The sequence below is a fragment of the Hyunsoonleella ulvae genome (assembly GCF_016827605.1).
Lineage (GTDB): Bacteria > Bacteroidota > Bacteroidia > Flavobacteriales > Flavobacteriaceae > Jejuia > Jejuia ulvae.
In genome coordinates this window covers 834037-856512 of sequence record NZ_JAEPJQ010000001.1, presented here as the reverse complement: position 1 = coordinate 856512, position 22476 = coordinate 834037, and the positions used below count along the sequence as shown (strand labels likewise).

The 22476-nt window shown below is 33.4% G+C and carries 23 protein-coding genes; 9 read left to right on the top strand and 14 right to left on the bottom strand.

Translation table 11 applies throughout. The features are described from left to right. Nucleotide 1: 1 nt before the first annotated feature. Nucleotides 2–907 (bottom strand): NifU family protein, encoded by a 906-nt coding sequence (locus tag JS605_RS04000; protein WP_203256367.1) that lies wholly within the window; start codon nt 905–907, stop codon nt 2–4. Between the two features lie 134 nt (nt 908–1041). Between JS605_RS04000 and JS605_RS03995 the strand changes: the two genes are divergently transcribed. Continuing rightward, nucleotides 1042–2046, top strand: coding sequence for a PorP/SprF family type IX secretion system membrane protein (locus tag JS605_RS03995; protein ID WP_203256366.1), 1005 nt, complete (start codon nt 1042–1044; stop codon nt 2044–2046). A gap of 66 nt (nt 2047–2112) precedes the next feature. Here the strand turns inward: JS605_RS03995 and JS605_RS03990 are convergent, their stop codons facing one another. After that, complete coding sequence (locus JS605_RS03990; RefSeq protein ID WP_203256365.1) at nt 2113–3267, bottom strand: vWA domain-containing protein; 1155 nt, start codon at nt 3265–3267, stop codon at nt 2113–2115. A gap of 16 nt (nt 3268–3283) precedes the next feature. After that, nucleotides 3284–3997 carry an SIMPL domain-containing protein gene (locus tag JS605_RS03985; protein ID WP_203256364.1) on the bottom strand — a complete coding sequence of 238 codons (714 nt, stop codon included), beginning with the start codon at nt 3995–3997 and terminating at the stop codon, nt 3284–3286. Between the two features lie 208 nt (nt 3998–4205). Between JS605_RS03985 and JS605_RS03980 the strand changes: the two genes are divergently transcribed. The 5 genes from JS605_RS03980 (at nt 4206) to JS605_RS03960 (ending at nt 9307) form a co-directional block, all read left to right on the top strand. Next, nucleotides 4206–6377 (top strand): tetratricopeptide repeat-containing sensor histidine kinase, encoded by a 2172-nt coding sequence (locus JS605_RS03980; protein WP_203256363.1) that lies wholly within the window; start codon nt 4206–4208, stop codon nt 6375–6377. A 59-nt stretch (nt 6378–6436) separates the two neighbouring features. Beyond that, the gene (locus JS605_RS03975) at nt 6437–7171 is read left to right on the top strand and encodes a LytR/AlgR family response regulator transcription factor (protein WP_203256362.1); all 735 of its coding nucleotides are present in this window, start codon (nt 6437–6439) and stop codon (nt 7169–7171) included. Nucleotides 7172–7222: 51 nt separating this feature from the next. Then, entirely contained in the window at nt 7223–7738 is a 516-nt protein-coding gene (locus JS605_RS03970) for a gamma carbonic anhydrase family protein (RefSeq protein WP_203256361.1), read from the top strand. Between the two features lie 264 nt (nt 7739–8002). After that, nucleotides 8003–8368, top strand: coding sequence for a cupin domain-containing protein (locus JS605_RS03965; protein ID WP_203256360.1), 366 nt, complete (start codon nt 8003–8005; stop codon nt 8366–8368). Continuing rightward, complete coding sequence (locus JS605_RS03960) at nt 8369–9307, top strand: 2-hydroxyacid dehydrogenase (protein WP_203256359.1); 939 nt, start codon at nt 8369–8371, stop codon at nt 9305–9307. A gap of 120 nt (nt 9308–9427) precedes the next feature. Here JS605_RS03960 and JS605_RS03955 read toward each other — a convergent pair whose 3' ends face one another. Both JS605_RS03955 and JS605_RS03950 read right to left on the bottom strand, forming a co-directional pair. Continuing rightward, nucleotides 9428–10735 carry a DUF7151 family protein gene (locus JS605_RS03955; RefSeq protein ID WP_203256358.1) on the bottom strand — a complete coding sequence of 436 codons (1308 nt, stop codon included), beginning with the start codon at nt 10733–10735 and terminating at the stop codon, nt 9428–9430. A 100-nt stretch (nt 10736–10835) separates the two neighbouring features. Beyond that, nucleotides 10836–12122 (bottom strand): DUF7151 family protein, encoded by a 1287-nt coding sequence (locus JS605_RS03950; protein WP_203256357.1) that lies wholly within the window; start codon nt 12120–12122, stop codon nt 10836–10838. Between the two features lie 287 nt (nt 12123–12409). Between JS605_RS03950 and pheS the strand changes: the two genes are divergently transcribed. Next, complete coding sequence (pheS, locus tag JS605_RS03945) at nt 12410–13429, top strand: phenylalanine--tRNA ligase subunit alpha (protein WP_203256356.1); 1020 nt, start codon at nt 12410–12412, stop codon at nt 13427–13429. 22 nt (nt 13430–13451) lie between these two features. Here pheS and JS605_RS03940 read toward each other — a convergent pair whose 3' ends face one another. From JS605_RS03940 to JS605_RS03910, 7 genes are all read right to left on the bottom strand, one after another. Further along, entirely contained in the window at nt 13452–14549 is a 1098-nt protein-coding gene (locus JS605_RS03940) for an HNH endonuclease (protein WP_203256355.1), read from the bottom strand. Further along, nucleotides 14549–15043 carry a hypothetical protein gene (locus tag JS605_RS03935; RefSeq protein WP_203256354.1) on the bottom strand — a complete coding sequence of 165 codons (495 nt, stop codon included), beginning with the start codon at nt 15041–15043 and terminating at the stop codon, nt 14549–14551. The genes JS605_RS03940 and JS605_RS03935 overlap by 1 nt, the downstream gene beginning before the upstream one ends. After that, the gene (locus JS605_RS03930) at nt 14988–16049 is read right to left on the bottom strand and encodes a DNA adenine methylase (protein WP_203256353.1); all 1062 of its coding nucleotides are present in this window, start codon (nt 16047–16049) and stop codon (nt 14988–14990) included. Before JS605_RS03930 ends, JS605_RS03935 begins: the two co-directional genes overlap by 56 nt. Further along, nucleotides 16042–17040 (bottom strand): DNA cytosine methyltransferase, encoded by a 999-nt coding sequence (locus JS605_RS03925; protein WP_203256352.1) that lies wholly within the window; start codon nt 17038–17040, stop codon nt 16042–16044. The genes JS605_RS03930 and JS605_RS03925 overlap by 8 nt, the downstream gene beginning before the upstream one ends. Then, on the bottom strand, nt 17037–17369 hold the full coding sequence (locus JS605_RS03920) for a helix-turn-helix domain-containing protein (protein ID WP_239000244.1): 333 nt from the start codon (nt 17367–17369) through the stop codon (nt 17037–17039). The genes JS605_RS03925 and JS605_RS03920 overlap by 4 nt, the downstream gene beginning before the upstream one ends. A 95-nt stretch (nt 17370–17464) precedes the next feature. Beyond that, complete coding sequence (locus tag JS605_RS03915; RefSeq protein ID WP_203256351.1) at nt 17465–17908, bottom strand: pyridoxamine 5'-phosphate oxidase family protein; 444 nt, start codon at nt 17906–17908, stop codon at nt 17465–17467. After that, on the bottom strand, nt 17901–18629 hold the full coding sequence (locus tag JS605_RS03910) for a hypothetical protein (protein WP_239000243.1): 729 nt from the start codon (nt 18627–18629) through the stop codon (nt 17901–17903). Before JS605_RS03910 ends, JS605_RS03915 begins: the two co-directional genes overlap by 8 nt. Before the next feature lie 76 nt (nt 18630–18705). Between JS605_RS03910 and JS605_RS03905 the strand changes: the two genes are divergently transcribed. After that, nucleotides 18706–19101 carry a hypothetical protein gene (locus JS605_RS03905; protein WP_203256350.1) on the top strand — a complete coding sequence of 132 codons (396 nt, stop codon included), beginning with the start codon at nt 18706–18708 and terminating at the stop codon, nt 19099–19101. Between the two features lie 164 nt (nt 19102–19265). Here the strand turns inward: JS605_RS03905 and JS605_RS03900 are convergent, their stop codons facing one another. Continuing rightward, entirely contained in the window at nt 19266–20267 is a 1002-nt protein-coding gene (locus JS605_RS03900; protein WP_203256349.1) for an NAD(P)H-dependent glycerol-3-phosphate dehydrogenase, read from the bottom strand. 128 nt (nt 20268–20395) lie between these two features. Between JS605_RS03900 and JS605_RS03895 the strand changes: the two genes are divergently transcribed. Next, nucleotides 20396–21334 (top strand): nicotinic acid mononucleotide adenyltransferase, encoded by a 939-nt coding sequence (locus JS605_RS03895; protein WP_203256348.1) that lies wholly within the window; start codon nt 20396–20398, stop codon nt 21332–21334. Nucleotides 21335–21525: 191 nt separating this feature from the next. Here JS605_RS03895 and JS605_RS03890 read toward each other — a convergent pair whose 3' ends face one another. Further along, nucleotides 21526–22422, bottom strand: coding sequence for a sugar phosphate isomerase/epimerase family protein (locus tag JS605_RS03890; RefSeq protein WP_203256347.1), 897 nt, complete (start codon nt 22420–22422; stop codon nt 21526–21528). Nucleotides 22423–22476 lie beyond the last annotated feature (54 nt).

The window sequence follows — 22476 nt, the reverse complement described above, 5'->3', positions numbered from 1 at the left end:
CCTACCCATTTATAGCTTCTACAGTTTCTACCTTACCAGGGAGCATTTGCTTAAGCATATTTTCTATACCATTCTTTAGAGTGAAAGTTGATGATGGGCAGCCGCTACAGGCACCTTGAAGTAACACGCTTACATTTTTAACGTCGGCATCGTATCCAATGAATTGAATATTACCTCCATCACTAGCTACGGCAGGTTTTACATACTCTTCTAAAATATTTACAATTTCTTTAGATGTATCGTCCAATCCTTCAAATTTTCTGTCGAGCTGTGTTACTGATTTTTCCATTTTTTCAGCAGCTTCGGGAAGTACGATGTCTTTACCATCAGCTATAAAATTTCTAATGAATTCTCTTAATTCAACAGTAATGTCTTGCCATTCAGCTCTATCATATTTAGTAAGAGAAACATAATTTTCTTCAATAAAAACACTTTTTACAAATGGAAAGTGGAATAGTTCTGTGGCTAAAGGCGATAATTTAGCATCATCTATAGAGGTAAATTCAAACATAGCCGTAGCAATCTTTTTGTTGGCAACAAATTTCATTACTGCGGGATTAGGCGTAGCTTCAGCGTAAACAGTAACTGGTGTTTGTTTTTTTGGAGTGGCTTCCTCTGTAATTACCTTACCGCCATCGTTTAAATAAGTTTCAATCTGTTGGGCTACTTCGTCTTGTACATCTTTCCATTCTACAATATCGTAGCGTTCTACTGCTACAAAATTCCCAGAGATATATACTTTTTTAACAAAAGGCAAATAAAATAGTTGTTGGGCTAGAGGTGAAGGTTTAGCATCATCTACGTTTTTAAATTCAAAACTTTGATGTTTTGTTATAAACTGGTTTACCTCAAACTTAACTATGGTATTATTGGACGTTTCTTGCACAGAAACCTTGAAATTGCTCATTTTAGCTATTTTTTTACAAAAATACTAAAAGAAAACCGAGATATGCATATATTTGATTGTGGCTAAACGTTTTTATGTAATTTTTTTTACTGTTAAGCGTTTTCCTAAAAACCAGTTTACCTAGATTGTAACCTATGAAATTGAAATATGTTTTTTTGCTACTGGTTGGGATGTTATGCATACCAAGTATTAAAGCCCAAGAGGGACTTCCTATATATACGGATTATTTAACGGATAATTATTATCTGATACATCCATCTATGGCTGGGGCAGCTAATTGTGCCAAGGTACGATTAACAGGAAGACAACAATGGTTTGGGCATGAAGATGCGCCACGATTAATGACATTAAGCGTTAACGGGCGTATAGGCGATTCTCCATCAGGGGTTGGAGGTATTTTATATGCTGATAAAAACGGATTTCATTCGCAAACGGGTGCTTATTTAACTTATGCACACCATTTATTGTTTTCTAGAAGCGAGGTAGATTTAAATATGTTGTCTTTTGGTTTAAGTGCTGGTTTTATACAATACCAGTTAGATGAAACTACGTTTCCTTTTGATGGGCAAGATCCTATTGTACAGGGTGTTGTGCAGAGTGCTACCAATTTTAATATAGATTTTGGATTCTCCTACCATTATTTAGATTTTTATGCTCATGGTACCATTAAAAATGTACTTAAAAATGCCGGAATTAATAATGATATTTTAATTACAAATAACTTAAGACGTTACTTATTATCAGTTGGTGGCGTTTTTGGTAAATATGGTAGCGATTGGAGTTTTGAGCCTTCAGTAATGTTTCAATACCGAGATGGTACACAAGAGTCTATGGTAGATTTTAATGCCAAAGCATATAAGCAAATGGAGTTTGGTACACTTTGGGGTGGTTTGTCATACAGACAAAGTTTAGATGGCGCAGAGTTTTTAAACAACTCTGGGGGTGTTAGTAGTCAAAAATTACAGCAATTTACGCCAATTCTGGGTGTAAATTATAATCAGTTTATGTTCGCCTACACTTATACGTATCAATCTAATTCTGTTGTGTTTACTAATGGTGGTTTTCATCAACTTACCTTAGGGTATAATTTTAGCTGTAGAAGAGAACGTTACGACTGTAACTGTCCTGCAGTAAATTAATTAATCTCTTTTTTCTGAAAGAAATAAACCTACAAGATTGTGTAAACCTTGCAGGTTGTTCTTACTCTACCACGTATACTCTTTCTTTTTAGCTTGGGTTTTAATGGCTTTGGTCATAGCATTTTCTAAACCATTTTCAGAACCTTTTTGTTTTTCGGCGATATAGGCCTTACGTTTTTTATTCAATTCCTGAATTTGTTGTTGTACAGTTTCTCGCTCCTGTTTCATTTTAGCGATGTAGCTTTTAATCTCTTCAGGAGTCTTGTTTTTAAGTACATCGGGTAACGCATCTTCCTCAAGATCATTAATTTCAAGGTTGTCATCAGCCACAGCATCAACCAAATCCCATTTGGAGTTTTTGTATAAATGCGAACTTTTACTCACTGTTCTACTTACAGCATTTGCTTTACTATAGCCACTAGCGTTCATGTCTTGTTTTGCTTGCATCATTTGCTTTTCTTTACCTCTACTCCCATAGGCAATATAAGTTTTGTTTAATTTGATATTAAGCTGAAGAATCTCGTCATCATAGGGAGAAGCAATATGTACTGTAGCTTTATTGTGGTTAATTGCCATGTAATCGCCTTGTGTTAAATCTGCCCCGTCTTTCCAATATGTAGATATCCCTTGGTTGTAATCGCCACAAAAAATAGTATTAACCGTAACATCTTTTTCTTTAGCATTTACTGATGCGTCTTTGTAATTTACTCTGCCTTGGGTAAAAGGTTCGTTTCCTGCAATAAATATTAATTTTAAATCATCAGGATTATTGCCCCAGTTTAATTGATTTAATGAAGTTTGAATAACCTGTCCGCAATACTCATTGCCACCATTGGTAGTTAAGGAAAATAGTTCTTTTGAGATTTCATCCAAGTCGTCACTAAATGCCAAAACTTGTCGTATATGTCCTTCTTCGCTATTTAATCGATCATTCCCATACTCGTATAATGCAATTTGTAAATTAGGTTTGCCATTACCACATTTTGCATAAGAAAGCTCGTTTACAATTTCCCAAAGTTGTGCCTTGGCTTGGTCTATTAAACCATCCATACTATTACTTGTATCTAGTAAAAGTGCCACTTTTATAAATTGTTTGTTTGGAGTGTGGTGCTTTGTTGTAATGGTATGAATGGCAACATCCTGTTTTTTGTTGTTTGCATTACAGGCTGTTAAACTTAAAACCGCCATTGCAAGTACTAAGGATTTAGATAATGTTTTCATAATTTTTTTTCGTTTTTTAATTTAAGATGAATTTTACTAGTACCGTTTCTCGTATGAGAATTGGTTTAAGATTTAAATCTTCTATTCTTTGTTTGTTGTCTATGCTATATCTTGAAATATGGTTTGCATTGATACCGCTTAATTGACCACTTAAGGCACTAATATTGTTGTTGATTTCCTGAATAAATAAAGCTTTTCCGATAGTTTGCCCAATAGTTTCAGCATAGTCATTGGCTTTTTCTTTAGCCGTTTTTAGAGCTTTTAATTTTGTTTCTCTTCTAAATTTTTCCAATTCAGTATGGCTGGTTTTTATGATAGAAATGTTAGAAATGTCGCAAGCATCCAGTGCTTCGTAAACTTCCCCTAATGTTTTGCCATCATTGACTATTAATTGGTAGTGCTTGTTCTTTATAACTTCGTTATTACCTAAAAGTTTTCTGTGATAAACTCCATTAAAGTCTAATACAGATAGATTTTTATCCACGTTAATGCCTAAAGTTTTTAGAGTTAAGATCATTTGATTCTCTTGCTTTTCAATACTTAACTTTCCTTTTTTATCATTCTCATCTAAAATAATTTTAAGAGAAATTTCATTCGGAATTATTTCTGTTTCCACAGTTCCTGTGACATCTATATAAGGCTGATCGATAAAGTTTTTAATTCCATGTTGGGCGTACCCTATGGAAGAACAAAGAATTGATAGGATAAATAATTTGATAGTGTTTTGCATTTCGATTTTTTTTTGATTGAGATTATAAAACTAAACCCAAAGTATTTTTAAAAAAAAGACGAATGAGTGAAACACACGTTTTAATGCGTAAGTGTATTATAAAAATGGGTAAAGTATCTTATTTAAACAGTAATACACATGTTTTTAGAGACGTCGCATTTTAATATAACAACGAAAGTGCGTAAGTTTAGCTGTTCTAAATTGAGATATGCAATTTCAAATCAAATACATATTATGTGTTATTCTCTTGCTTTTTGGGTGGAGTTCCAAAGCACAGGTAGATATTTTAAATAATTCGCCAAGATTTACGGTAAGAGGCTCTGTGGTTGAGCAGGATACCCGAGATGGTGTGCCAGATGTAAACATCCAGGTAAATGGAGGTGCTTATACAACAACCGATGCTTTTGGGGATTTTAGAATTGAAGTTAGAAAAGGAGACGAACTTATGATTAGGCATAAGGATTTTGAAACCATATATTATACCATACAAAGTAACGAACGTATTATTGTTGAGGTAGAGCAGAGTGATGAAACTGCTTTTACAAGTAAACGGTCTAAAAAAAATAGGGGAGCAGCATTTAATTCATATATAGACTCCGCCGAAGTGTATCTTAAAAAAGATGCGAAAAAGAGTATTCAGTTTGTTGGAGATGCATTAGAAACAAGTGTGTCTAAAAAACAGAATGGGGATGCTTACGAAGTATTGGGTGACATTTATATGTATTGGAAACAGTACGATTTGGCAGTTTCAAACTACAGAATAAGTCTTCAAAGTAAGACCAGTAACCTTACACGATTAAAATTGGCAAAAGCATATCGCTTAAATGGAAATTATCAAGAAAGTATCAAAACATATAAAGATATTGATAGAAATGCATTGTCAAATTATCAATTGGTATCACTTCATGAAGGTTTGGGAGATGTGTACAAAAGTATCAATGAGTTTGATACTTCTATCGAAGCTTATAATGAGGGTTTAGGGGTTGCTAAAACACACTTAATAGCGCCCAAAATCACAGATTTAAATTCTAAGATAGCAGAAGCATATAGTAGTAAAGGTGCGCTAGCCGAAGCAGAAGGATATTTTAATAAATCCTTAAAACTAGCCAATACACAAAATAAAAAGAGGGCCGTAGAAGAAAAAGTTAAAGTAGCCGATTTTAAGAGTAAGAACAATTTGTATAGTAGTGAGATTGAGCTTCGTAAGCAAGTACTTGATGACCTTGAAGATATAGAAGAAGAATCTGATTCTATTATAGATAACGAGAGTCCGTTAACCCTACAAAAACAAAACTATAAAATTGGTAATGCCTATGCTGAGCAAAGCGATTATGGTAATGCTATTTCTTACCTAGAAAAGAGTATAAAAGAGGCAAAAACTAAAGAAGATTTAGTAGTACAGAAAGATGCCACCAGAAGGCTTTCCGAAGTTTATAAAACCAAAGGCGATTTTACCAAAGCACTAGAGGCTTACCAAAAATATGTAGATGTAGTTGATAAACTATATCGGAAAAAAGAACAAGAGATATCACAAGCAGCCCGTTTTCGCAAAGATTTGTCAGCCAAACAAAACCGTATTACCAGTTTGGAGAATGACCGTGAGCTTTCAGAAAGTAAATATCTATTAACCATAGAGCAATCTAAACAACAAAAAATAATTATTTATTCATTAATAGGAGGGTTGTTTTTGTCGTTACTCGTAGCAGTTTTAATGTTTAAATACATTCGGCAACAAAGACTGGCAAATAATCTATTAGCTTTAAAATCATTGCGAAGTCAAATGAACCCTCATTTTATTTTCAATGCGTTAAATTCAGTAAACAGTTTTATCGCATCAAATGATGAGCGCACAGCAAATAAATACTTAACAGATTTTTCAAAACTAATGCGTGCAGTGTTAGAAAATAGCGAAGAAGATTTTATCCCATTGGGAAAAGAAATAGAATTACTGCAACTATACACACAATTAGAACATTTTAGGTTTCAAGATAAATTTGATTATACAATCCATGTAGACGATACAATAAAAGTGGAGGATTTTGTAATTCCTCCAATGCTCTTACAGCCATATATTGAAAATGCAGTGTGGCATGGGTTGCGTTACAAAAAAGACAAAGGGCATTTAAATATTTCTATTATCCAAGAAGTGGAAGACGAGATAAAGATAACGATTACAGACGATGGTATTGGTCGTAAAAAATCTAAAGCACTTAAAACCAATAACCAGAAGAAGCAAAATTCTAAAGGTATGGGCAACATTAAAAAACGCGTTGCTATTCTAAACGATATGTATAAAGATAAGGTGGATGTATTTGTAGACGATTTTAAAGATGATGAAGACACAGGAACAAAAGTAGTAGTAACCTTAAAAAAAGATTAGAGGATCCCAAACCCATAGAAGTTAAGAGTTTAATTAAAAAATAAATAATAATTAGGCGTATGAAACTAACATCAATCATAGTAGAAGACGAAGAAACCAGCAGGCAAATTCTAAAAAATTATTTACAGAAATACTGCCCTAATGTTGAAATATTAGGAGAGGCAGCTAATATTGATGAAGCTCTAATCCTTATAAGAAATAACGATTTAGATTTGGTGTTTCTAGATGTTGAAATGCCTTATGGTAATGCTTTCGATTTATTGGAGAAAATAGGCGATGTTAACTTTGAGACTATTTTTGTAACAGCTTATGATCATTATGCCATTGATGCGTTAAATGCACACGCTTCATATTACCTAATGAAACCAATTTCTATAGATGAGTTAATAAAAGCGGTAGATTATGTTACTGATATAAAAACAAAAGAAAATGCACTACAAGATGAAGTTTTAGTGCCAAAAACTCAGAGTGTAAATGGTAAAATAACTATCCCACAACAATCTGGTTTTGAAGTGTTAAACACTGCAGATATTTTGTACTGTAAAGCAGATGATAATTACACCGAAATTTACCTCAATAATGACAAGAGAAAAATAGTGAGTAAAACCTTAAAATATTTTGAAGATGCATTAAAGGATTCTGGTTTTTCCCGTGTACATAAATCCTATTTAGTAAATGTAAACGAAGTGGTAAAATACCAAAAAGGAAAAGGTGGGAGTGTGATATTAAGTAACGGAAAAGAAATTATGGTTTCTGCATCCAAAAAGGCTGATTTACTATCGTTTTTTAAATAATACACCATTTAGAGTAAAGCAAATAGTTAATAGAAAATATTAAATGTACCAATGCCAGTAATTCAAGAAGTAAGAGGAAAATCTCCTATAATACCAGACGATTGTTTTGTTGCCGAAAATGCAACCATAGTTGGAGATGTAACCATGGGAAACCAATGTAGTGTTTGGTTTAGCGCAGTAGTTCGTGGCGATGTTAACTTCATAAAAATGGGAAATAAAGTAAATGTACAAGATGGCGCAGTTATCCATGGTACCTATAAAACAGCACCAACAACAATTGGCAATAATGTTTCAATAGGGCATAATGCCTTGGTGCATGGCTGTACCATTCACGATAATGTTTTGGTTGGCATGGGCAGTATTATCATGGATGGATGTGTTGTAGAGTCTAACTGTATTATTGCAGCAGGTGCTGTGATTACTAAAGATACAATAGTAAAGTCAGGTTCAATTTATGCAGGAGTCCCTGCAAAAAAAATAAAAGATATAAGCGAAGAATTGATATCTGGCGAAATTAATCGCATTGCAGAGGCCTACATAAAATACTCCAGTTGGTTTAACGGTTAATTTGGGCTTACCCACAAGGGGTCGGGTCTGCCTGTTGGCAGACAGGCTTTCCGCTATATCTTTTCTGCGAAGCAGTTCCGAACTAGTTTCGGGATCTCATCAGTTAAGCCTATTTGGTTTTTTAAGTAACATAAGTAATTCTTAAGCTTTGCATAAAAGGATGCCGCTGCAATCCCTAACGCGGTTCTGTATGTTTTAGTCAAAAATCGCTATACTTCATATCAAAACATCAATACAAGTCATAAAACTTTGTAAGTTTACAGCATGAAATCTATAAATATCAAGGAAAAGCTATCTAAGTTCAGTAAAAACTGGCATCCGCATCAAATTGCAACGGTAGACAATATGCAGGTTATATTAGCAAAATTAAAAGGCGAATTTGTATGGCATAGTCATGATGATGAGGACGAACTATTTCAAGTTATAAAAGGCACATTATATATGCAATTTAGAGATAGAACAGAGGTGGTTAATGAAGGCGAAATTATAGTTGTACCCAAAGGCGTAGAGCATAACCCATGTACAAAACATGATGAAGAAGTTCATGTATTATTGTTCGAAAAACTAAGTACAGCACATACAGGAAATGAACAGCATGAAATAACACAGACGGAATACCCTAAAATATAAATGAAAATATTACACCTAGATACAAATCACGAATTGTTAATCCACCAACTTAACGATTTAGGTTATATAAATCATGAGGACTATACATCATCTAAAGAAGAGGTTGAAGCAAAAATTGCCAATTATGAAGGTATTGTGCTCCGAAGTAGATTTACCATAGATAAGCAATTTTTAGATGCTGCTAAAAACTTAAAGTTTATAGGTCGCGTAGGGGCAGGATTAGAAAATATAGACTGCGATTATGCGGAGGCAAAAGGAGTCTACTTAATTTCTGCTCCAGAAGGTAACCGAAATGCTGTAGGCGAGCACACATTAGGGATGCTATTATCGCTCTTTAATAAACTTAATAAAGCAGATAGAGAAGTACGACAAGGTAAATGGTTACGCGAAGATAACCGTGGTATTGAGCTAGATGGTTTAACCGTTGGGTTAATAGGTTATGGTAATATGGGCAAAGCCTTTGCTAAAAAACTTAGAGGATTTGATGTTGAGGTATTATGCTATGATATTAAGCCCAATGTTGGAGACGAAAACGCTACCCAGGTATCACTTCAAGAATTTCAAGAAAAAGCTGATGTGGTAAGTTTACATACGCCGCAAACACCATTAACGCTAAACATGGTAAATACCCAATTTATCAATCAATTTAAAAAACCGTTTTGGTTATTAAATACAGCTCGAGGTAAAAGCGTTGTTACAGCCGATTTAGTGTCTGCATTAAAATCTAGAAAAATTTTAGGAGCAGGACTTGATGTTTTGGAGTATGAAAAAAAATCGTTTGAAAGTTTATTTGCCAAAACAATCCCAGAGGCATTTCAATTTTTAATAGAAGCCGAAAATGTACTGTTATCTCCCCATGTAGCGGGATGGACTATAGAAAGCAAACAAAAATTAGCGCAAACCATAGTTGATAAGATAAAAGTTAAATTTCATGCCTAATAGGATAGTTCATCTAAATTATATTACTCTGAATTTTCTAACAATATAATCTCATATTATCACATAACATTACAATAGCAAATCAGCTTGTTTATTAGTCGCTAGTTAAAGCACCTAAAGCTATTGTTGACTTTGTCTATATAACATTAAATAAGATGATCCCGTCAAATACACATTACAATTATTTGGAATTAAATTTTCTGTTCTAAGTTGAATAGATAAATTTATTTCTTCTTCTGGTAAATCATCAAAAATGTTAGGAGATTCAATATGTATATACGTATCACTTGTAGTTGAAACTGTACTGTTGTCAATAACCCTGTCATTAGTAAGATCATATAAATCAGCGAAGGCTGTATTACTGGTGTTGTGTGAACGTATCTTTGGTATAAAAACTATAGAGTCAACACCAATCCAATTGCGTTTATCAAAATCAATTAATTCTCCTCCCATAGTAGAGAATTCAGAGGTGCAAAGACCAGAAATTCCACTAAAAAGTATCAACCTTATTTGTTCATCAAATCCACCATCAATACCGTTACATATAAATCTAGTAACAGTTATTTCGTCATCATCAAGTGTACCATTACCATTATCATCAACTCCAGAGTCTATCTTAACTCCACCGTTTTCACAATTTTCTCCGGCAGCCTCATCGGTAACGTTTACCAAACTTATATTTCCATCTACACCATTACAAGCATAAGCTGTCGCTCTTACCTCCTCATCATCAAGTGTACCATTGCCATTAGTGTCAACTCCTGTGTCAATTTTAAGTCCGCCATTTTCGCAGTTAGCCCCTGCAGCTTCATCAGTAATTTTAGTAAGGCTATTATTGCCATCTACACCATTACACACATAAGCCGTAGCGGTTATTTCATTATCATCAAGTACACCATTGGTATTTGCGTCTATCCCAGAGTCAATTTTTAAACCACCGTTTTCACAATTAATTCCCGCTGCTTCGTTTGTGGTTTTAATTAAACCATTATTACCATCTACGCCGTTACATACATATGCTGTTGTAGTGATTTCGTCGGTGTCTAATGTGCCATTAGCATTCACATCCATCCCAGAGTCTATTTTAACCCCACCATTTTCACAATTACTACCTGCTGGTTCGGTTATTACGGATGTTAGGCTAGTATTACCGTCAACACCATTACATATATAACTAGTACTTAGGATTTCATTACTGTCTAATGTGCCATTAGAGTTATTATCTATACCAACATCAACCTTTATTCCTCCATTTTCACAATTACTACCTGGAGCCTCATTAGTTATATTAACCAAACTGTTTAAACCATTTGCACCATCTATACCAGCAGCACCAGTAGCTCCCGTTTCACCTTGATCTCCTTCACAACCCATGAAAAATATGAGTATTAATCCTAAAAGTATATTTTTTGTGTTTGATAGATTCATGTTCTTAGTCTATATAAATTAATAGTTATGGTTTTTATTTTTGATAGTTGCGTTTTAATATTGATTTATTTTAGAATAAAAATTAAAAACTACTCCAAATTTAATTGCTTCTATATAATATTAAATAAGTTGGGTTTGTAACAATACCAGTGGTACAAAATTCACAAACGATATTTTCCGATGATAATTGAACAGCTAAATCAATTTTTTCTTCTGGTAAATCATCGAAAATATTAGAGGATTTGATTTGAATTATTTCAGTGCTAGTTGTAGAAATTAAAGTATTATCAATAACTCTATCATTGGTAAGATCATACAATTCAGCAATGACTGCGTTATTCGATCTTTCAGCTTTGATTCTTGGCACAAATACTATGGAATCCACGTCAACATAATTACGTTTATCAAAATCGATGAATGCTGGTGTTAAGATTGGCGGTCCATCAGTAAATCTACCTGAATCTCCACCTAAAAGCGAAAGTCGTATTTGCTCATCAAAGCCGCCATCTATACCATTGCAGATAAACCTTTCAACACTAACTTCTTCCTCATCCAAGGTGTCATTACCATTATCATCAACTCCAGATTCTATTTTAACCCCACCGTTTTCACAATTTTCTCCTGCAAGTTCATCAGTAACATTTACTAAACTAACATTGCCATCTACACCATTACAGGCATAGGCTGTCGCTCTTATTTCAGAATCATCAAGATTACCATTCCCATTCGTATCAACTCCTGTGTCAATTTTAAGTCCACCATTTGCACAGTTAATTCCTGCTGCTTCATCCGTAATTTTAGTAAGGCTATTGTTTCCATCAACACCATTACACACATAAGCTGTTGCAGTAACTTCATCATCATCAAGGGCGCCATTTCCATTGGTGTCTATTCCAGAATCAATCTTTAAACCACCGTTTTCACAATTAATTCCTGCTGCTTCATTGGTGGTTTTAATTAAACCATCATTACCATCTAAACCGTTACATACGTATGCTGTCGTAGTGATTTCGTCTGCATCTAAAGTGCCATTACTATTCACATCTACACCAGAATCTATTTTAACGCCACCATTTTCACAGTTATCACCAGCTGGTTCGGTTACTACAGATGTTAGGCTTGTGTTTCCGTCTACACCATTACATATATAATTTGTGTTAAGTATCTCATTCTGGTCTAATATTCCATTGGCATTATTATCAATACCAACATCAACCTGTGTTCCACCATTTTCACAATTTTCCCCAGGAGAAATATTTGTAATATTTACTAGGCTACTTAAACCAGCTGGTCCCTCGGCTCCAGTTTCTCCTTGATCTCCTTCACATCCAATAAAAAAAATGATTGTTAATCCTAAAAATAAGTTTTTGATTTTAGATAGATTCATGCTGCTGACTAAGTTTGAATTAATATAAACTGATTTCTCATTTAAATAATTACTTTTTGAGATTGTCTAATTATCAAAGTAATATGAAAACAACAAAAAAGTAATCACTTTTACTGAACCTAAAAGTAGGGGTTTTTGTATGGGTAACTCAAGAAATTTAGTAAATTTCGTTGAAAAGCTTTTTTTTTCTTTAAAAACCAAAGTGAAGATTTACTGACTTAAACCATAGTAATCTCTAAACTAATCCCAATTAAATTGATTAAATTTGCCCTCATTTTGACGCTATTATGATAGACAAGATTCAAGAACTCATTGCTGAAGCCGAAGCGTTTAAAGCGCAAACTAAAGAAGAGGTAGAAGCATTCCGTATAAAATATCTAGGTAAAAAAGGATTATTAAATCAATATTTTGCCGAATTTAAGAACGTGGCTAACGACCAAAAAAAGGAGTTTGGCCAAACTATTAATAAACTTAAAAAAACAGCCGAAGAAAAGGTAAATGTCTTAAAAGCAGAGCTAGAGAGTAGTGAAGAGGTAAAAGGTGTTTATGGAGACCTGTCGCGTCCTGGGCAGCCTATAGAGATTGGTGCACGTCATCCAATTTCCATAGTGAAAAATCAAATCATAGATATTTTTTCGCGTATAGGGTTTAATGTAAGTGAAGGTCCTGAAATTGAGGACGACTGGCATAACTTTACAGCTTTAAACTTACCAGAACACCATCCGGCACGTGATATGCAGGATACGTTTTTTATTCAAACCAATCCAGATATTTTATTGCGTACGCACACTAGCTCTGTACAAGTACGTTATATGGAAAATAACAAACCGCCCATTAGAACTATTTCTCCTGGACGGGTGTATAGAAACGAAGCTATTTCAGCACGTTCACACTGTTTTTTCCATCAAGTAGAAGGGTTGTATATTGATAAGGATGTAAGTTTTGCTGATTTAAAACAGACCTTACAACACTTTACTACCGAGATGTTTGGGAAAAGTAAAATACGCTTGCGACCTTCATACTTTCCATTTACCGAACCAAGTGCAGAGGTGGATGTATATTGGGGTTTAGAAACAGAAACCGATTATAAAATGACCAAAGGTACAGGTTGGCTGGAAATTATGGGTTGTGGTATGGTGGACCCCAATGTATTGGAAAATTGTGGTATAGATTCTAAAGTATACTCTGGTTTTGCGTTTGGTATGGGTATAGATCGTATTGCATTGTTATTACATCAAATTAGTGATATTCGCTTATTGAGTGAAAATGATGTAAGGTTTTTAGAGCAGTTTAAGAGTGCTTTATAAACTTTTACATATATAGTTAATCCTATGCGTCTAGTGCTGCCATTGAATTTCTGTGGTAAGTCAAATACGCTTTTCTTTCTTCATTTAAAATAGTTTTATCAAGTTTATAATCTTGCCAAAACGCTTTTACATCTTCTGGTATTCTATTAGAGAAAAGCATAGTTCCTTCATCTGTAAAGGAAATATATTTTAAGTCAAATAGAGAGTCTATTGTTCTGCTTAACAATAATCCGTTGTTGGGGTCATAAGCCTCATGCTCATTTGAATCTGCAAATGGTTTTATGTGGCTTGCAATTAAAACAGGATACTCTAGTTTTTCTGCAAAACACAACCTTTTGTTGTTATATTTTTCTTCAGATTCTTCAAAAAGTTGATTTTTATACAGTAGGTGTAAATATGGATTTCTTTTTTTCGATTCTTGTTCTAAATCTTCTCCAAAAATTCTTTTGGCATCTTCGGTAAAATAAAGTTCATATTTGCCATTGTTTTTTACAAAAACCACTTCATCTAGCTTTCTTAAAATATTTTTTAGGTAACCAACCTGATTATATTTACGTTCAATAAAATCAGGATCTAGGTCCTTTAATATCTCATCTATTTCTAATCTAGTTAGATAATTTTTATCAAGGTCGCTAATATCTACTGTCATCATTGCTATAATATCTTCAGATGATAAGAAGCCAACTTCTTCTAATGTAGAAATCAAAAAATTTATCTGACTCCAATTATGTGCTTTCGTTACAGAACTATTAAATTTAGAGTTTGAATAGATGATTTTCGATAAGAGCGTTTTTCTTCTTTTATTAGATTTTGCATTTAAATAATCTTTCGTATTCGGATGGTAGGATTGGTATCTTGGATTGACAAAACCTAGTTTAATACATTGATTAATTGCTTTTCTGGTTGAGATTAAGGGATCTTTGGCTCCCTTAGGTAGTTTTTTTATTATAGTTTGTTGAATCGCTTTATTGTCTGAAGAATGATAAGAGTAAGGTCCATTTAGATTTAGTTCATCGATTTTTTCTACAACCATTGCTAATGTTGTTCGAAATTTATCATCATTAAAATCTGTGTATTCCAACGTTAGTTTCCAATACTCCTCATAATTTTGTTTACCCATTAGTCAAACGTGTTTTTATTAATTGACCTTAATTTAAACAAAGGCACTTCATAATAAGGGGCGCCCTTGTTTTGTTTTATGGGATAGTTTAAAATTTCAGAACGCTTTATATATCCAAGAATCTGTATCTGGTTTGGTTCTACAGTTTCATTGTATTTAACGCCTATGTATAGGTCTTTAGGTTTGTCTCTTACATCATGAATTTTAGGCATCAAATAGCGAAAATAATTTTTTGTAGCAGATTTTATTTCAACTTTTTTAGAGTTAATAATCATATCACAATCATCAACAATACCAGAATCATCGAGCCCTTTCGCCGATTTTTCAATGGTAAAATTTTCTTCCAACCACTTACTTGCTAACATTTCACAAACAATACCGCGCCAAGCTTCTACATTAGAATAGCGCCAACTACCAGCTTTAATTTTTTTAAAAGCTTCAATTTGTTGTTTCGCAAATAACTTGTCTTTTTCTGTTACTTGGACTACTACCATATGCTTTATTTTTCACGATGAATAAAAACTCTTTATTCTTTTCTTTTTTGTTTTTACCCGTAATTTGGTAATTGTGTTTGCGCTCAATTACCTCTATAGTATCCGAGTATTTTTTTAGTAATTCGATAAGTTCATTTTTACTTGGATACGAAGAATTATTATAGCTTAAATACCAATATTTAAAATTGTTAAGTTTAGAAAACAGTTTGTCAAAAAGAGCGATTACAGCATGTTTATTGATAAAATTATTTTTAAATGGTGTTGTTATTTCTGATGTTATAAAATTATCTACTAAACCATAAAAACCAAAGTAATTATTCATTGTGCCCGTGTATGGAGGGTCTAAATAAATAATATCTGCCTTTACCTTTTCCAGTAGGTTAAATATATCATCATTATAGGCAATATTGTTTTTGTTATTGTTGAATATTGCTTGATTGTATTCATCTAAATTCTGGAGAAAGTGATGTTTAAACGATTGGTTATGATACGCTCTTCTTCTTTTGTATTTTTTATAACTGTACTCCTCATCCCTTAATTGAACAATTTTATCCCAATGTAATGTAAACCTAGAGTATGGCATTTTACGAATCATGGCTCTTCTCATTAAGGCGAATGCCAATGATTTTTTCTCATCAGACGCTAGCAAGTCGATATTTTGCCTATACAAATCGAGTGCTTTACATTCGTTAGGGAAGTAATAGACTTCTGAGTAATTTTTAAACATAAAGCCTTGAAATGGCTCTCCGCTAAAAATAGTTTCTACATCAGAAGCGTCTAGTAAAACATTGTTGTTTTTAATTAAAGCATTTGCAATATGATAATTGATTTTTAAAATATCGTTTGTGTAAACTTCCAGCCCTCTGCATTTTGCTTCGTAGCTTAAAGAACAACCGCCAGAAAACGCATCAAAAAGTGTTGTGGCATCAGTTGGAAATTGGTCACATATCCACTTGGCAATTTTTTCTTTATTGCCTATGTAATTTACTTTGGGATATTTAAACATTTTCACTCATTTTAATAATTACACTTGCAATAGCTTCAGCCATTTTTGGCGGCACAGAATTTCCTACCTGTTGTTGTTGGGATATTTTGGTGCCTTTAAAAATAAAATCATCAGGGAAAGACTGTAGTTTAGCTAATTCCCGAACGGTTAATGCCCTGTTTTGTTCGTAATGGAATATTTTTCTCATATCTCCTGTTACAGTTACAGATGGCTTATCGCTGGCGTATTTTATATATTTTCTAACATCTCCAGATTTTGGTCTAATTGGGACAGGTATTTCACTTCTATCCCCTCCATCTGAAACAAAACTCATTTTATGAAGCATTTGCTCTGTATGAGACATTGCTGTGTGGTTTGGGATGTTTGATTCTTGACCAGACTTTAATTTTGGATAGGCATGTAAAGCGTCTTTTACTGTTAAATACTGCGTTACCTCTTTTTCAGGGAAAACAAGTGTATTTGTAGTTTTAGAGCCAATAAAGATAACTCGTTTTCTAACTTGAGGAACACCGTAATCTGCCGAATTGAGAATTTTACAAGCAACATTATAGCCAAGGTTTTCAAAGTCAGCTATAATTTCTTTTCTGGTATTTCCTTTGTTATGGTTGTAGAGTCTAGCAACATTTTCCATAACAAAAAATGCAGGTTTAATAACTTTCACAACCCTAACAAATTCTTTGAATAATCTGTTTCTGGGGTCATCAATAAACTGTCGGCCAATGTTTCCTGCAATGCTAAAACCTTGGCAAGGAGGCCCACCAATAACAACATCTATTTTATTGAACTCTTTTAAATATTCAAGTTCAGAATTTGTGACATCACATATATCTTTTTGTATTAAAGTATGGTTAGGAAAATTATGCTTGTATGTTTCACAAAAACTAGGTTCGATATCTACTGAAAATACATTTTGAAAGCCTTTGTTATCAAACCCAAGAGAAAAACCTCCAGCACCAGAAAAGAGGTCGATATACTTTAAAGATCTGCTCATAATTCTAATTTCCCTTGTATTACGTTCACATTCCTGTAATAGTTTGCAGTATCTTCTGCTACTGAAAAAACAGAATCAGAACATTTATATTTTATGGCTTCTTTAACGAATTTATCAGCAAAAAATAAGTCTGTTACAACCTGTAGATCGGCTTGAAAAAGATCGGCGAGTTTTTTAAGTTTAGAGGTACTAAATTTTTGACTCCCATTTTCAATTCTGCATATGGCACTGGTGTTAATTCCAATTTTAGTGCCTAGCTCAGTTTGTGTCCATTCCCGTTTTTCTCTTTCAGTTTTTATGTAATGCCCGAAACTTGTCATTTGACCCATTTTTATCAAATGTAAACATAAATTGCGATTTTTATATCAAGTTATTAGTTTTTTAGATACTAACTTGGCATTGAAACCTCTAGATAAATTGTTACTTAAAATCCGTATGTTTTTTTAGCACTTTTAATTTGTGCTGCCTCGGTAGTTTCAGGATATAACACATATTTTGGAGCAATAATAGGTTTAACACTTTTTACAGAAATCTTAAAAATTGACGAAAATGGAAATTTACCCTCTGTTATTTTTAATAGTGGTTGTGCTAAGGTTTTAAATTCGGGATATGTTTTATGGATAATCTCTGCATTTCCTTTTATTTGGTAACCTTTTTGTACCAAAATATCAATAAAACTCAAGCAAATATTGTTGTTGTGTTTGATGTTTTTTGCTGATTGTGGAGAAGCTATGTTTGCAATTATAATAGTATCCTCATGATAGGTAAATACCTCTTTTGGGGATACATTTGGGATGTTGTCTTTTGAAACTGTAGCAAGCCAACATAACACACTGGAGTCTATATACTTTTTAATGTCTTTATTCATAAACTAAATCGGTAAACAACGTTTCATTAAACTCTTGTTTTACCTCCACATTTTTTGGGCCGAATTTACTGCGATTAAAAGACAACAAGATATTTCCCGTTTTTTGATAATTATCCCAAGGCATAGTGAATCTAGGTGTAGTATCATCAAACTTTGTAAAAAACGCCCACTGTTTTATTAAGTGATCGGTTTGATCTACATACACGTAATACTTGTTTTCTGGAGTAACACCTACATCGTTAAATGTTAATTGTAAAACATCGGTTGTGGTTCCACCTTCTAACGTCTCAGTAGCTATATGTTTTAAGTTAACACCAGGGTCTTGTAATTTCCATGGCATTACTAACCAATACGAGTCGTTAATCCACCATTTTTTACCTTTTGTTAGTAGTTGCTTTAGTTTGGCTTTATCGGTAACTTGCTTTCCGTTTTCAAACGCTTTTCCGTCTAGGGTGTTTACGTTTACTAAAATCACTAAAGTATCTTTTGGGCTTTCTATTCTAACATCCCCTGTCCATTTATTCCAATAAAGTACACGTTTCGCAAAATCCCATTTTATAAAACGTGTGTTGTTGTAATTTTCCCAACCACCAATGGCCTCTACAACTTTATTGGCAATTGCAATAGCTTTTTCGTCAGAAGATTGCGCTATACTTTTAGCGGTGCTAAAGTTTAAACATATAACAAATATAACTATGGATAAAATGGATGTGTTTTGCATAACGTGCTATCTAAGTTTTGTGAAAATTACATAATCTTTATGAAATAGATTACTTTTGAGACTGAATTTAACATGAGTGAAAAAAGATATAGAAATCCCAAAAGTTACAGGTGTTTATATTGCCGTGGTAAGCGAGTATAATAAGGTGCATAAATCGCAAGATTGGAATGCTTATATTATAAATGAAAAGGATACTGATTTAGAGATGGTTATTATTGTTTCTGAAGGGTACTCTGAGACAAAGAAGACAGCAGTTTTTAGAAAACGGATTGATAAACTTCCTGCTAAGAGTTATGCCAAGATTGAATTAATGCAAGAGGCACTATTTGCATTGCATAATAGTTTCAAGGTCTCTTTTTTTGAAGGTAATTCTATGTTTGATAAAACCTATGTTTTTAGAAAGAATACTATTAATGTAAATGCATTGCAACCTATACCGTTAATGAAAGTAAAGGGTGTTTTGGTAAAGTAGTTTTGTGTTCAAGTTGAAGGTTAAAACCCTCCAATTCTATTGCAGTTACTTTTGTTTAAAACTATGGATTTCAAATCCATAGTGGTTTATTCTCATACGAGGAGCCAAAACTTTTATTTGTGTTGCGTATTCCCCTTCTATGGATGATTTAGAGGAAGCTTTTACTAATCTAATTTTTCAGTTAATTTTTTAAATATCTTTTTTGGGCTTTTATTCTCATACAGAATATCATAAACCGCACGAATTATTGGAAGTCGCGTTTTATTTTTATTGGTTTCATTTAGTAAATGTGCGCTTTTTGTAGCATAATACCCTTCAGCAACCATATTCATTTCCATTTGTGCAGATTTTACGGTGTAGCCTTTACCAATCATATTACCAAACATGCGATTTCTGGAGAATGTAGAGTAGCCTGTAACCAATAAATCGCCCAGATAGGCAGAGTTATTAATGTTACGCTTCATTTTGTGCATTTTTTTAATGAAGCGTTTCATTTCTCTTATGGAATTACTCATCAGTATGCTTTGAAAGTTGTCGCCGTATCCCAAACCATGGGCAATTCCAGCGGCAATAGCATAAATATTTTTAAGCATAACTGCGTATTCAATCCCAATAACATCGTCGCTAATTTTTGTTTTAATATAATCGCTAGATAAACTATCTGCTATATGTTGGGCTTTTTTGGCATCCCAACAGGATATGGTTAGGTACGATAAACGCTCTAGGGCCACCTCTTCGGCATGACAGGGGCCAGCAATTACGGCAATACTTTCAAAAGGCACATTGTATTTCTCGTTAAAATGCTCGCCAACTAATAGTCCAGATTCTGGAACAATACCTTTTACTGCTGATACAATGGTTTTATCTGAAATATCAACCGTTAATTTTTCAAGTTCGGAATGAATAAATGCAGAGGGGATTACAAAAATAAGTACATCGGCCCAATTTGCCATTTCGTTAATGTCGTTACTTAACTTTAGTTGCTCTAAATGGAATTCTACAGAACTTAAGTAGTTAGGGTTATGCTGTTCCCTTAATAAATGCTCTTTGGTATACACGCTTCGCATATACCATCCAATTTCATCTAAGTTTTCACTAAGCATCTTAACAATTGCTGTAGCCCAACTTCCTGCACCAAAAACTGCATATTTTAAAGATTCCCCCATCTAAACATAAAAATTGTTTACCCTTCAAAAGTACATAAAATAAAGAAAATCTAAGGATTGAATATGCTCAATATATTTTTGGCACGCTGTTTGAAACTATAGTATTAGAAATCTAAAAACGAATGATTATGAAGACGACAAAATTACTTTTAAGCTTTGTGTTGGTGTCCACACTTTTTACTTCGTGTTATACTGAAGTACTAGTTGATGACTTTGTGGATGAGCCCGTAATAAATGTAAACCAAGTGTTAAATTCACATGAACTTTGGTATGTAGATATTAATCAAACTATAGGTTTTGGAGAGGTGCCTTTTTTACAAAAAGCGTTTACCGTTTCTTTTATTAATGGAGTGCTTCATGCCAATAATAATTTAGTTGGTATTGGCAGTACCGGCAATGGTTATGGTATAGATGTAGCAACATATAATGCTTATAATATGATTTTGGATGTAAATCATGATCTTGACGGATTTGTAACGTTTGACGTTTTTGTTGTTGATGGGAATACTATAGAGTTATACAATCCTAATACTGATACATCGTATTTTCTAGAAGGGTATCAACGTAGAAATTTTGATTATGATTTTGTGTTCTATGACAATATTCACTATTTCTTGCAGGAGTACGAAGCCTGGGAAAAAACATATACAAGTGAAATGGGTGTGCTAAACGAATTTGATAACGAGAATTATTTACAGTTTTTAGCTGGAGGCAACGATTCTACATTTAGAAGCTCTCAAGATGATTTAGGATTTAACCCAATTAATTTAATTTGGGACTATACAGGAGTTTATGGGATAGGAGATGTTGCGAATAATTTGAATTTGAAAACTTTAACATTAGATTATGATTTCTTTGACAATGAATTCTTTGAATTGACCGTTATAGATGACGGAACCATAGAGTTGTTCCATCCTTCTTCTGAAACAATATATGAGTTTCAAGGTAGAGGTTATATCCAGTACTTGAAGTCTGGTAGTACAAAAGATAAGTCTGCCAATAAGGAGAAGAAACGTAAGTTTAAAAAAGAAAGAATAGAAAACCCTAGAGAAAGTTCAAGGGTATAATATAAAAACATATGAAGTGAGATCCCGCCTTGGGGAGGGATTAGTTCAACTAAACAAATTTGCAATTGGTTTTTCAAACCATGCAAATTTGAGTCTCACTAAAATTTTTGGTTGGTTATTTAGTTTCGAAACCGTTTAAAGCAACTTGCTTTAGGCGGTTTCAATTTTTTAGACCTATATTAATAACTTTATTAAAGTGCCGATGTAAAGGTGCTAAACATATCTTTAAGTATTGCTTTTGTATCTCCTTCTTTAAGGCTTTCAAAAGACACATAACCCTTGTAGTTACTGGCTTTTATAATTTGTGCTATACGTTTTAAATCTGCAGGAACTTTAGTGCTATCTTTGGTTTTTACGTGTTCTTTTACAAACCAATAGTTGGCGTAAGGCGCTAACTTTTTCATTTCCTCATAAGGATTGTCTGATGGCAAACTGCCACAGTCTAATACCAAACCAAACCAATCAGAGTTTACACGATTTAGTACATCAATAATTTCATCACTTATAAATAAAAACTCATCATGATTTTGTAATCCTACTATAACCCCATGCTCTTCTCCGTATTTAGCACATGTTTTGTAATCACTAACTAACCATTCTTTTATATCGTTTTTTGTAAAATCTTTACTTTTATTTTTTCCTGTAAATACCCGCATAATAGTGGCTCCTAGTTTAGATGATACTTCTAGCCAATCTTTAATGAGAGCTTTATCGGAATTTCGAGCCGCTACATTTGGAGTAACAAAATTATTTCTTACGCCTGTCCAAGCAATGTCTAAACCTAAATCAAGGGCTTTTCTTTTTAAAGCAAATAACTCTTTATTGGATGGTTTTTCTGGATAGGAGGAAAAATAGTAACCCGTTAAATCTATAGCATCCATACCAATTTCGGCACAGAATTCCATCATATCAAAAAAAGACATTTCCCCACTGCGGAGCTCTGTGTTAAAAGAGTATGCGTTGATACTGTACTGTAATCTATTTGTTGGCGTAGTTGGTTTTTCTTTAGGGAATGCTAGGAGTTTATTAGCACTTAGTACAAGGGGTGCTAAAGCAGCAGTCTTTAAAAAATGTCGTCTTGTTTTCATAATTCTGTACATTTATAACAAGTAGGCTGTTAAAAAAAACATCTAATATGTTTA